Annotated in this window: 12 protein-coding genes; 10 read left to right on the top strand and 2 right to left on the bottom strand. The window is 67.4% G+C overall.

The annotated features are described in order from the left end of the window. Positions 1 to 1403 (bottom strand): adenosylcobalamin-dependent ribonucleoside-diphosphate reductase (locus B2527_RS08040; protein WP_293707729.1); only part of this gene is annotated, 1403 nt, incomplete at its 3' end. Positions 1404 to 1865: 462 nt separating this feature from the next. Between B2527_RS08040 and B2527_RS08035 the strand changes: the two genes are divergently transcribed. The 10 genes from B2527_RS08035 (at position 1866) to B2527_RS07990 (ending at position 10289) form a co-directional block, all read left to right on the top strand. Beyond that, positions 1866 to 3296 carry a Do family serine endopeptidase gene (locus B2527_RS08035; RefSeq protein ID WP_293707727.1) on the top strand — a complete coding sequence of 477 codons (1431 nt, stop codon included), beginning with the start codon at positions 1866 to 1868 and terminating at the stop codon, positions 3294 to 3296. A gap of 120 nt (positions 3297 to 3416) precedes the next feature. After that, positions 3417 to 3776 carry a hypothetical protein gene (locus B2527_RS08030; RefSeq protein ID WP_293707725.1) on the top strand — a complete coding sequence of 120 codons (360 nt, stop codon included), beginning with the start codon at positions 3417 to 3419 and terminating at the stop codon, positions 3774 to 3776. A 5-nt stretch (positions 3777 to 3781) separates the two neighbouring features. After that, complete coding sequence (locus B2527_RS08025; protein ID WP_293707723.1) at positions 3782 to 4267, top strand: phage holin family protein; 486 nt, start codon at positions 3782 to 3784, stop codon at positions 4265 to 4267. Continuing rightward, positions 4264 to 4722: a protein sip-5 gene (locus B2527_RS08020; protein WP_293707721.1), complete on the top strand. Its 459-nt coding sequence runs from the start codon at positions 4264 to 4266 to the stop codon at positions 4720 to 4722. The genes B2527_RS08025 and B2527_RS08020 overlap by 4 nt, the downstream gene beginning before the upstream one ends. Before the next feature lie 48 nt (positions 4723 to 4770). Continuing rightward, positions 4771 to 5868, top strand: a complete 1098-nt coding sequence (locus tag B2527_RS08015) for an AI-2E family transporter (protein WP_293707720.1) — start codon at positions 4771 to 4773, stop codon at positions 5866 to 5868. Between the two features lie 209 nt (positions 5869 to 6077). Beyond that, positions 6078 to 6788, top strand: a complete 711-nt coding sequence (locus B2527_RS08010) for an HAD family hydrolase (protein WP_293707719.1) — start codon at positions 6078 to 6080, stop codon at positions 6786 to 6788. Between the two features lie 33 nt (positions 6789 to 6821). After that, positions 6822 to 8192, top strand: coding sequence for a leucyl aminopeptidase family protein (locus tag B2527_RS08005; RefSeq protein ID WP_293707717.1), 1371 nt, complete (start codon positions 6822 to 6824; stop codon positions 8190 to 8192). 15 nt (positions 8193 to 8207) lie between these two features. Then, complete coding sequence (locus tag B2527_RS08000; RefSeq protein WP_293707715.1) at positions 8208 to 8495, top strand: hypothetical protein; 288 nt, start codon at positions 8208 to 8210, stop codon at positions 8493 to 8495. Between the two features lie 148 nt (positions 8496 to 8643). Then, a complete protein-coding gene (locus B2527_RS07995) occupies positions 8644 to 9756 on the top strand; it encodes a catalase family peroxidase (RefSeq protein ID WP_293707713.1) in 1113 nt (370 codons plus the stop codon). Beyond that, positions 9753 to 10289: a cytochrome b gene (locus B2527_RS07990; protein WP_293707711.1), complete on the top strand. Its 537-nt coding sequence runs from the start codon at positions 9753 to 9755 to the stop codon at positions 10287 to 10289. Before B2527_RS07995 ends, B2527_RS07990 begins: the two co-directional genes overlap by 4 nt. 3 nt (positions 10290 to 10292) lie before the next feature. Here the strand turns inward: B2527_RS07990 and B2527_RS07985 are convergent, their stop codons facing one another. Further along, complete coding sequence (locus B2527_RS07985) at positions 10293 to 11063, bottom strand: ThuA domain-containing protein (RefSeq protein WP_293707709.1); 771 nt, start codon at positions 11061 to 11063, stop codon at positions 10293 to 10295. Positions 11064 to 11402: the final 339 nt, after the last annotated feature.

Below are 11402 nucleotides of genomic sequence, written 5' to 3'. Positions count from 1 at the left end.
TCCGGGCGCTGGCGCAGCATGGCGGCGGTGACCGGGAACTGTTCTTCCATGATCGGGGCAGCGCCCTTCTCACGGGCCAGTTCCAGGCCGGTTTCCCAGCCGGCCACGGCCATGTCACGGGCGATGGCTTCGGTGAACTCGCAGGACTCGGTGCTGCCGTACTTCATCTTCAGCATGGTCATGGTGCTGCCCAGGCCGAGGAAACCCATGCCGTGGCGGCGCTTGCGCATGATCTCGTTGCGCTGCTGCTCCAGCGGCAGGCCGTTCACTTCGACCACGTTGTCCAGCATGCGGGTGAACACGCGCACCACTTCCTTGTACTCGTCCCAGTCGAACGAGGCCTTGTCGGTAAACGGGTCACGCACGAACTTGGTCAGGTTCACCGAGCCCAGCAGGCAGGCACCGTACGGCGGCAGCGGCTGCTCGCCGCAGGGGTTGGTGGCGCGGATGTTCTCGCACCACCAGTTGTTGTTCATCTCGTTGACGCGGTCGATCAGGATGAAACCCGGCTCGGCATAGTCATACGTGGAGACCATGATCATGTCCCACAGGTGACGGGCACGGATGTGGCCGTACACCTTGCAGGCCACCAGGCCGTCGTCGCGGACGATGTAGTTCTCGTGGGTCGGCCATTCGCGCCACACCACTTCCTCACCGCTGGACGGGTCCAGCTCGGCCTGTTCCTTGGTGTTGATCGGGAACACCAGCTGCCAGTCGGCGTCGTTGTTCACCGCGTCCATGAAGCCGTCGGTGATCAGCAGCGACAGGTTGAACTGGCGCAGGCGGCCGTCCTCGCGCTTGGCGCGGATGAAGTCCTTCACGTCCGGGTGCGATACGTCGAAGGTGCCCATCTGCGCGCCACGGCGGCCACCGGCCGAGGACACGGTGAAGCACATCTTGTCGTAGATATCCATGAAGGACATCGGCCCGGAGGTATAGGCACCGGCGCCAGCAACGAAGGCGCCGCGCGGGCGCAGGGTGCTGAACTCATAGCCGATGCCGCAGCCGGCCTTCAGGGTAAGGCCCGCTTCGTGGACCTTTTCCAGAATGCCGTCCATCGAGTCGGTGATGGTGCCCGACACGGTGCAGTTGATCGTGCTGGTGGCCGGCTTGTGTTCCTGCGCACCGGCATTGGAGGTGATGCGGCCGGCCGGGATCGCGCCACGGCGCAGGGCCCAGGCAAAACGCTCGAACCAGTAGGCGCGCTTGTCGTCGGTAGCCTCGGCATCGGCCAGGGCCCGGGCCACGCGCAGGTAGGTGCCGTCGATATCGGCATCCAGCGCTTCGCCTGCCTTGGTCGTGAGGCGGTACTTCTTTTCCCAGATGTCCTGCGAGGCAGGCTGCAACGGGATCATGTCCGACTTGGTTTGATTGCTGACCACTTCCAGACGCACCGTACTCATGATTGGGGAAACTCTCCTGGGGCACCTTGCGGTGCGTTTACTTAGTACCCGACGGGGTCGGGCGGCAGAGACAACGACGCGCAGGCGCGTGCTTACGCGCCTGTCAGCGGGATGAGGGGGTTCCGGAAATCACCGGTTGTCTGCATCACTGTCATGGTCACTGCACGCCTTCCGTTGGGGTGCCTGCACCCCTAGCAACAAAACCCTACTGCTTGGGGACGTTTTTCACATCAACCCAACATCTAGTGGGTGATGACCCGACCAAGCTTACCCACCGGCGGGGTGATGTCAAACAAAAAATCTGCCATTGATCTATTGCAATCCGTGTAGGCATTGGGGGCCTTGGGCTTGCGGCGGTGCAGAAGTTTCATTGCCGATTTAGCTGGCCCCCGCCACACTCGTGTTCAGCAACCCGCCCCACCCTGGCGCCCCCCCGTGCGCCCCGCAAGGAACCATCGGCTTATGCGACCCGTACCGACCCTGCTGACCCTGGCCCTGGCGGCCGCCTTTGGTGGCTTCACCGCCACGGCCATCAACGCCCACCTGGACAACCGCGCCGACGCCGCGCCGCTCACCGCCAGCGCCGTGCCGGCGACGGGCGCGCTGCCGGCCTCGGTGGCCGGGCAGGCCCTGCCGTCGCTGGCGCCGATGCTGGAGCAGGCCATGCCGGCCGTGGTCAGCGTCAACACCAAGCAGGTGGTGCGGGTGCGCAACCCGTTCTTCGATGACCCGTTCTTCCGCCGCCTGTTCCCGCAGGTGCCGCAGGAGCGCATCAACGAGTCGCTGGGCTCCGGGGTGATCATCGATGCCACCCGCGGCTACGTGCTCACCAACCACCATGTGGTGGAGAACGCCGACGATGTACAGGTCACGCTGGCCGACGGGCGCACGGTCAAGGCCGAGTTCATCGGCTCGGACCGCGACACCGACATCGCCCTGATCCGCATCCCCGCCGACAAGCTCACCGCGCTGCCGCTGGGCAACAGCGACCAGCTGCGCGTAGGTGACTTCGTGGTGGCCATCGGCAACCCGTTCGGCTTCAGCCAGACGGTGACCTCGGGCATCGTCTCGGCGGTGGGCCGCAGCGGCATCCGCGGCCTGGGCTACCAGAACTTCATCCAGACCGATGCCTCGATCAACCCCGGCAACTCCGGTGGCGCACTGGTCAGCCTGAGCGGCCAGCTGGTCGGCATCAATACCGCCAGCTACAACCCGCAGGGCAGCATGGCCGGCAATATCGGCCTGGGCCTGGCCATTCCCTCCAATCTGGCCCGCGACGTGGTTGAGCAGCTGATCACCAAGGGCGTGGTGGTGCGCGGCACGCTGGGCGTGGAAACCCAGAACCTCAGCCCACAGATCGCGCAGGGCCTGGGCCTGGACGAAGCACGCGGCGCCCTGGTGACGCGTGTGCTGGCCGGGTCCGGCGCCGCCGCGGCCGGGGTCAAGGCCGGCGACGTGGTCACCGCCATCAATGGCCAGCGCGTGGACAGCGCGCAGGCGCTGCACAACTTCGAAGGCCTCTCCACGGTGGGCCGCACGGTTGACCTGGAAGTGCGCCGCGACGGCAAGCCGCTGCAGCTCAAGGCCACCTTGAAGGAACAGCCGCGTGCGGTCACCGGCGACACCCTGGACCCGCGCCTGAGCGGCGCGACCTTTGTCGACCTGCCCGAATCACTGCGCCAGTCCGGCCTCAATGGCGTGCTGGTCAGCGACGTCGCGCGCGGCAGCCGTGCGGCGCAATCGGGCCTGGCCAGCGGCGATGTGATCCTGGCCGCCAGCACCACCGAATTCACCGATCTGGCCAGCTGGCGTGCCAGCTTCAACCCGCGTCCGCAGCAGCTGGTGCTGAGCATCCTGCGCGGCAACCAGCGCGGCCAGCTGCAGATGCGATGATGGCACCGTGAGCACGGCGGGGCATCACCGTAACGTTGTTTACACCCCGCAGCTGCTATTTGTTGGGACCTGCTGTAACTGCGCGCCAACCGGCGCACCCGCTGAAACCAGGAGATCACGATGAGCCCCACCAATACCGAAAACATGAAGGAACACCTGGGCGAGGCTGGCGCACACCTGAAGTCCGCCGCTTCCGCCGCCGGTTCGGCCGTCAAGGGCGCCGCTGGCGCTGCCGGTGACGAGCTGCGCCTGGGCAAGGCCAACCTGAAGGCCGAATTGTCCGACAGCGCGCTGTCCGGCCTTGCCGCCGCCGAGCTGGGCGGTGCCGCTGCCAAGGAGCAGATGGACGCATTGATGGACAAGGGCAAGGACCTGGTGGACAGCGCCGCCGACCTCATCCGTGAGCGTCCGCTGGTGTCGTTCGGCGTGGCCTTCGCCGCCGGCTGGATCATCGCCAAGCTCGCCCGCAGCAACGACTGACCGGCGTGGGCGAAAACGCAACACCGCCAAGCGACGACACCGCCGGCCCGGGCCCCGCGCCCGGGCTGGAGGAAAGCATCCGCCAGGTCGGCAGCGCCGGCCGGCAGACGCTGGACTCGGCCGGCCACGCCGCCCGCTCGCTGCGGCGGCTGGTCTCGGCCGATTTCGCGCTGGCCCGCAGTGCGTTCGGGCGGGCCCTGGCCTGGAGTGGCGTGGCCATCGTCTTCGGGGCCTCGGGCTGGTTGCTGCTGGCCGCCACCCTGGTGGCCCTGCTGCAGTACCTGGGCCTGTCCTTGTTCGTATCGCTGTTGATCCCGACCGTGCTCAGCCTGGCCATCACCGGCTATGGCATCTGGCGGGTGTCGTACTTCTTCCACCACACCGGCATGCACGCCACCCGCCGGCAGCTGTCGCGGCTGGGCCTGTTCGACGAGCCCAGCGCTGAAGACCCCGATGCCGACGTCACCGTACCCGGGGAGGACAAGCGATGAATTTCGAAGCCCTGCAACGGCGTGTGCGCCGCGCCGAAGCCGTGGTGCAGATCCGCGCCGAGGAAACCACCCAAAGCTGGCAGCAGCTTGACCGCAGCTGGCGCAGTGCCTGGACCCCGGGCCGCATCATCGTGGTGGGCCTGGCCGGTGGCTTCCTGGCCGGCAAGCTGGAACCCGGCGGCGCCTTCAGCGGTGCCCGCTGGCTGCAGATGATCGGCTCGGTGTCCGGCCTGGTGGCCTCGGCGCAGGCCTCGGTGGCCTCGTTTGCCGCCGCTGCGGCCGGCATGGCGGCCAGCCACGCCGCCGATGCCGCAGACGATGCCGATGAAGCCGCTGCCGATGCCGAGCAGGCCGCCGCACCGGCAGCGGCCAGCGCGCGGGCAGCAGCCCCGGGCAATGCCAATCCGGTACCGCCACGCGCCGCCGAAGCGGCCACCGAACTGTCAGAATCCTGAGCCGGGCGCGGCACCGCGCCGCGCCTTACTGTCCGGAGCACCGCCCGCATGTCCGAGCCGTTGCCTGAAGCTGCTGCGCCGTCGGCGGAGCCTGCGCCACTGCCGCCACGCCCGCGTGCACCCGCCGCCTTGGTGGTACTCGCCACCCTGGCTGTGGGTTACACCCTGTGGGCGGCGCAGGAAGTGATACTGCCGGTGCTGCTGGCGATGTTCTTCGCGCTGATCGGCAACCCCATCATCCGCCTGCTGCAGAAGCTCTACCTGCCGCGTTTCCTCGCCGCCCTGCTGGTGGTGCTGGGCGGGCTGGCGGCCAGCGGCGCGCTGGCAGTGCAACTGGCCGGCCCGGCCACCGAGTGGGTGCAGCAGGCGCCGCAGCAGATGCGGCAGATCTCACGCCAGGTGCAGGACTTCGTCAAACCTGTGCAGCAGGCCAACCAGGCCGCCGAGAGCTTTGCCCGCGCCGCCGGCGGTGACGGCAACCGCAAGGTGCAGGTCATCCGCACCCAGCTGGACGATCCCTACAAGGCGCTGGTGCGCACGCCCAAGCTGGCCGCCTCGGCGCTGGCGGTAGTGCTTTTGACGCTGTTTTTCATGATCTATGGCGAAAACCTGCAGCGGCATGTGATCGCCCTGCTGCCCAACCGCCAGCAGAAACGCTTCACCGCCGACATCCTGCGCTCGATCGAGCGCGAGATATCGCGCTACGTATTGACCATCACCGTCATCAACGTCGCCCTGGGCCTGGTACTGGCCGGCGTGCTGATGCTGCTGGGCATCGCCCTGCCCGAGGCGCTGTTGTGGGGCACGGTGGCGGCGCTGCTGAATTTCGCCCCGTATGTGGGGCCGCTGATCGGCATCGTGCTGATGCTGCTGATGGGCTTTGTCGAGTTCCGCGATCCCCTCACCGCCACCTTGCCGGCGCTGGCCTACCTGGCCCTGCACACGCTGGAAGGGCAATTGATCACGCCCATCGTGCTGGGCCGGCGCATGGCGATATCGCCGTTGATGCTGATCCTGGCGCTGATGTTGTTCGGCTGGCTGTGGGGCATGGTTGGCCTGCTGCTGTCGGTGCCGCTGCTGGTCTGCGTGAAGCTGGTGCTGACCCGCGTGGACGGCATGCACGGCTGGGCCAAGCTGCTGGAATAGGACAGACAGCCGCGTAGCCCGGGTAAGCGCAGCGCACCCGGGGCCATTTACAGACAACGTCAGGCCTCAACGCACGTCCAACTCCCCGCTGCGGACAACGCCAGACATCAGCGCGCTCCCGCCTCCCGGGTGCGCTGCGCTTACCCGGGCTACACCACCCCTATACCCCCCTACAGGCCCGGCTCATGGGCATGGCGTAAAATGGCCGGATGAATTTCCCCGTACTCGCCATCACCCTGGACCTGGACGACACCCTGTGGCCGTTCGCGCCCATCGGCGCCCGTATCGACCAGGTGCTCCACGACTGGATGCTGGAACACAGCCCCGCCACCGCCCACATGTACCCGGTGGCCGCCATGCGCGAACTGCGCGAGCGCTCGTTCCGCGACAACCCGCACCTGCACTACGACCTCAGCGCACTGCGCCGCTTGACCCTGGCCGAGGCGCTGGAAAAAAGCGGGGCAAGCCCGGACCTGCTGGATCCTGCCTATGAAGCCTTCTATGCCGCACGCAACCAGGTGGAGTTCTACCCGGATGCGCTGGCCGCATTGCGCCGCATCGCCGCGCGCGTGCCGGTGGCAGCGGTGAGCAACGGCAACGCCGACCTGCAGCGCATTGGCATTGGCGAGCTGTTCGCCTTCCAGCTGGGCTCGCGCGAGTTCGGCGCGGCCAAGCCGGACCCGGGCATTTTCCACGCCGCCTGCGAACGCCTTGGCGTTGAGCACGCGCAGGTACTGCACGTCGGCGATCACGCCGAAATGGATGTGGCCGGTGCCATGCGCGCAGGCCTGCGCGGTTGCTGGATCAACCGCGAAGAACACACCTGGACCCACACCGAGCTGCAGCCCGACCTGCAGTTCGACACCCTGACCGGACTGGCCGACTGGCTGGATGCCAACGCATCCAACCCGCAGCGCTAAGCCCACGGCCGCCATCAGACGCAAGAGAACACCATGACTTCGATTACCGCCTACACCACCGATTCCTCCACTGCCCTGCCGCTGCATGTACTGGACCGCGATGGCTTTGCCGCGTGGAAGGCGCAGCAGCCAGCCGCCGTGCAGGCCTGGGCCGATGCGCAGCAGTTCACTGCCGCGCCGACCAGCGTGCTGCTGCTGCCCGGCGACAACGGCATTGCCGGTGCGGTGCTGGGTGTGGGTGACCATGCCGATGCCTACGCCTATGCACATGCGCCGTTCGCGCTGCCGGCCGGCACCGTCTGGCAGGTTGCCAATGAACTGGATGCCAGCAGCAACGCCAACCTGCAGATCGGCTGGGGCCTGGGCAGCTATCGCTTCGACCGCTACCGCAAGCTGGCCCGCCCGGCCGCACAGCTGCTGGCCACGCCGGCCGCTGAAGTGCTGGACGTGGTGACCGCCTGCCTGCGCGTGCGCGACTGGGTCAACACGCCCACCGAGGACATGGGCCCGCAGCAGCTGGAAGATGCTGCCCGCGAATTGGCCGACGCCCACGGCGGCGAGCTGGAAGTGATTGCCGGCGACGAACTGCTGGAAATGAACTTCCCGACCATCCACGCCGTTGGCCGCGCCTCGCACCGCGCGCCGCGCCTGATCGTGCTGCGCTGGGGCAACGCCGGTGCGCCGCACCTGGCGCTGGTCGGCAAGGGCGTGTGCTTCGACACCGGCGGTCTGGACCTGAAGCCGGCCGACGGCATGCGCAACATGAAGAAGGACATGGGCGGTGCCGCCCATGCGATCGCCCTGGCCGGCCTGGTGATGGCGCAGCAGCTGCCGGTGCAGCTGACCCTGGTGGTGGCCGCGGTGGAAAATGCGGTCGGCCCTGATGCATTCCGTCCCGGCGAAGTGATCACCACCCGCAAGGGCATCACGGTGGAAATCGACAACACCGACGCCGAAGGCCGGCTGGTGCTGTGCGACGCGCTCACCTACGTCAGTGAGCAGAACCCGGACACCATTCTCGATTTCGCCACCCTCACCGGTGCCGCGCGCATCGCCCTGGGCCCGGACCTGCCGGCGCTGTTCGCCAATGACGACACCCTGGCCAACCAGTGGCTGCAGGCCGGCGACAGCACCCGCGACCCGGTCTGGCGCATGCCGTTGTGGCGCCCCTACCTGCGTTACCTCAACAGCGGCATTGCCGACCTGGCCAACGCCGGCTCGCGCATGGCCGGCTCGGTCACCGCCGCGCTGTACCTGGAGCGTTTCATCAACGAAGGCCAGGTGTGGGCACATCTGGACGTCTACGCCTGGAACGACGGCGAACGCCCGGGCCGCCCGGCCGGCGGTGAAGCACTGGCGCTGCGCTCGGCCTGGGCCATGCTGAAGACGCGCTACGGCGCCTGAGCCCGGGACAGCACCATGGGACCGAGAACGCGTACTTCGCTGGCCTTCCTGTTCGCGGTGGTGGTCTGCGCCTATCAATGGATGGGCGTGGGCGGCGGCCGTTTCGCCTCACTGTGGTGGCCACTGGGCGGGCTGGCGGTGGTTGCCATCGCGGTGGCTCTCAATGCCAGCGAAATGCGCGCAGCCGGTGCGCCGATCGGGCTCAGCAACGGCCGCAGGCTGCCCACCGCCGGACTCAACGTGTCCTTTGTCTGCACGCTGCTGATCCTGCTGGCCACCCTGGGCAGGCAACTGTTTGTCTGAGGCCTGAAGCACGCGCTTACGCAAGACGCTGAAGCCTGCGCTCCGTCGCAGGCTTCTTTGTCTGATTGTCTGCCCACGCTGGCCCTTGCTGCCGAGTTCTGCCAACGTGTGGGGGCACCACGCTCCCGTTTGCTCGACAGGTACCGCAATGCCCCTGTTCAAGTTCACCCGCCACGGCGGGCTGCGCACCGGCCCCAGCCCACATTCACCACTGCCCTGGATCGCGCTGATCGCCCTGATCCTGGGCGGCGTGGCGCTGGCGTTTGCCTGGCTGGCCGGTTGGCTGGGCAAGGACCGGCTGACCGCGCAGCGCTTCACCGATGCCATCGAAGCCACCGGCGCAGCGCATCCCGGTTTCCGCCGTGCGCACAGCAAGGGCGTCTGCGTCAGCGGTTGGTTCGCGCCCAGCGCGGAGGCGCCGCAACTGTCGCATGCGCGCGCTTTCGCGCAGCCACGTGTGCCGGTGCTGGGCCGGCTGTCGATCGGCGGTGGCAATCCGCATGGCGCCGACAACAGCGCGCGCGTGCGCAGCATCGCCCTGCAGCTGAGCAGCGACGACGGCCAGCAGTGGCGCATGGCGATGAACAGCTTCCCGTTCCTGGCCGTGCCCACGCCCGAGGCGTTCTACGAGCAGACCCGCGCGCAGATCCCCGACCCGGCCACCGGTAAACCGGACCCGGCAAAGCTGGCCGCGATCCAGGCCAGGTACCCCAGCGCCCGCGCCTTCGCGCAGTGGGCCAAAAGCGCGCCCTGGACCGACAGCTGGGCCAGCACCGAGTTCAACAGCGTCAATGCGTTCTGGTTCACCAATGCGCAGGGCCAGCGCCGCGCCGTGCGCTGGCGCTGGCAACCGCAGGCCGCGCCGCGCGAGCTGGATGCCGCCGCACGCGAACAGGCCGGTGTCGACTTCCTGGCCAACGACCTGCAGCAGCGCCTGGCCCAGGGGCCGGTGCGCTGGAATCTGGTGGTCACCCTGGCCAATGCGCAGGACGCCATCACCGACCCCTCCGTGCCGTGGCCGGCCGAGCGCGAGCAGATAGTTGCCGGCGTGCTCAACCTGGACCGGATGCAGCCACAGGACCAGGGCAGCTGCAACGATCTCAACTTCGATCCGCTGATCCTGCCCGATGGCATTGAAGGCAGCGACGACCCGATCCTGGCGGCGCGCTCGGCGGTGTATTCGCAATCCTTCAACCGCCGCGAGCGTGAGCGTGCCACCGACGAGGCTGCACGCGACAACCAGCAGCAGGTGCGCCCATGAGCAGCAACGGTCATTTCAACCTGTTGGCGCGCGTGCTGCACTGGAGCATGGCGCTGCTGATCCTGGCGATGCTGTTCATCGGCGTGACCATGGTGGCCTCGGTGCACCTGCGTCCAGGCCTGATCAACCTGCACCGGCCGCTGGGCATCGCGATCCTGCTGCTGGCGCTGCTGCGCCTGTACAACCGCCTGCGCCACCGGCCACCGCCGCTGCCGGCCGACCTGCCGATCTGGCAGGCCTGGGCCGCCAACGCCTCACACTGGTTGCTGTATGCCTTGATGCTGGCGATGCCACTGGTGGGCTGGGCCATGCTGTCCGCCGGCGGCTACCCCATCGTGCTGTGGGCCGGCGTGCACCTGCCGCCCATCGCGCCGCATACGCCACAACTCTATGCACTGCTGCGCAACACGCACAGCCTGCTGGCCTACCTGCTGTTCGCCACCGTGCTGGTGCACGTGGGTGCGGCCCTGTTCCATGCCTGGGTGCGCCGTGACGGCGTGTTCCAGGCAATGGCGCGCGGCCCGCGCCCGTAAGGCTCAAGGTGCGGGCGGCTTGCCCTCACCCTTGCCGGTGGCGGCCCAGTAGATGCCACCGTACAGGTGCTCCAGGTAACGCGGATCGTTGTACGCCTCGGCCTGGTGGCCCAGGGCTGTGGCAAACACCCGGCCGCCTTCGAAACGGTGGTACCAGGCTACCGGATGCTCCTTGCCCATACCCTTTGCCACCTGGCCCGGCCAGATCAGGGTGGGGTCATAACTGTGCTCATCCACTGTCAGCAGCGTGACCAGGTCATCGCTGTACGGCGGGTCATACTCGTACCATTCATCACTCCACAGCCAGCGCTGCGGCAGCCCCGCGGTAGCCGGGAAATCACGGTTGACCACATCCACCATGGCGGTCTGCAGATAGGGATGGGTGCGGAACGAACGGCCGATCAGGCGGTCATACCAGTCCCAATCACCGCGCCGTATCGCAAATGCCTTGTGCACGGCGACCACACCGCCGCCGTTGCGCACGTACTGCTGGAACTTCTCCCGCTGCGTGACCGACAACTCCGTGGCAGGTGTATTGAGCAGCACGATGGCATCGTACTGGGCCAGATCCTGATCGAAGGCCTGAGTGTTCCATGCCCAGGTAAGCGCAAAATAGTGCTGCCGCGCCAGCGCCTCGAACTGCGGCTTGGCCACCGGAATGTAGTCGTGGTGATACTGATTGGGGATGGCCGCGACCAGTACCTTGAACTGCTGCGCACCAACGCTGCCACTCAACAACAGCAGCCCCGCCACAAGCCAACGCAATCGTCCCATTGCAACACCCTGTATCTGTCCATTCGAGCTTACCGGGCGAAACGCGGGCCCGGGCACGGGCTGCCGAAATTTCATAGCTGTTGGCGATAAAGGCATAGCTCGGCCGTCGGAGCACTGGCGCAAAAACAACCCCTCCCCAACCCTCCCCTTCGCTGCGCGAAAGGGAGGGAGCAGCGCGGTAGTGCCGAGCCATGCTCGGCAGGGCCCTTCCCAGCGAAAAGCCAACCCCTCCCCAACCCTCCCCTTCGCTGCGCGAAAGGGAGGGAGCAACGCGGTAGTGCCGAGCCATGCTCGGCAGGGGCCTTCCCAGCGAAAGGCCAAACCCCTCCCCAGCCCTCC

This window comes from Stenotrophomonas sp. UBA7606 (assembly GCF_002477705.1).
Lineage (GTDB): Bacteria > Pseudomonadota > Gammaproteobacteria > Xanthomonadales > Xanthomonadaceae > Stenotrophomonas.
Note: the sequence above shows the minus strand (reverse complement) of the source record. Positions and strands in the feature narration are given on the sequence as shown.

Coding starts and splice junctions, on each gene's coding strand:
- B2527_RS07990 (WP_293707711.1), top strand. CDS start 9,753: ATGAGCAGCAACGGTCATTTCAACCTGTTGGCGCGCGTGCTGCACTGG.
- B2527_RS08010 (WP_293707719.1), top strand. CDS start 6,078: ATGAATTTCCCCGTACTCGCCATCACCCTGGACCTGGACGACACCCTG.
- B2527_RS08020 (WP_293707721.1), top strand. CDS start 4,264: ATGAATTTCGAAGCCCTGCAACGGCGTGTGCGCCGCGCCGAAGCCGTG.
- B2527_RS08000 (WP_293707715.1), top strand. CDS start 8,208: ATGGGACCGAGAACGCGTACTTCGCTGGCCTTCCTGTTCGCGGTGGTG.
- B2527_RS08005 (WP_293707717.1), top strand. CDS start 6,822: ATGACTTCGATTACCGCCTACACCACCGATTCCTCCACTGCCCTGCCG.
- B2527_RS07995 (WP_293707713.1), top strand. CDS start 8,644: ATGCCCCTGTTCAAGTTCACCCGCCACGGCGGGCTGCGCACCGGCCCC.
- B2527_RS08015 (WP_293707720.1), top strand. CDS start 4,771: ATGTCCGAGCCGTTGCCTGAAGCTGCTGCGCCGTCGGCGGAGCCTGCG.
- B2527_RS08030 (WP_293707725.1), top strand. CDS start 3,417: ATGAGCCCCACCAATACCGAAAACATGAAGGAACACCTGGGCGAGGCT.
- B2527_RS08035 (WP_293707727.1), top strand. CDS start 1,866: ATGCGACCCGTACCGACCCTGCTGACCCTGGCCCTGGCGGCCGCCTTT.
- B2527_RS07985 (WP_293707709.1), bottom strand. CDS start 11,063: ATGGGACGATTGCGTTGGCTTGTGGCGGGGCTGCTGTTGTTGAGTGGC.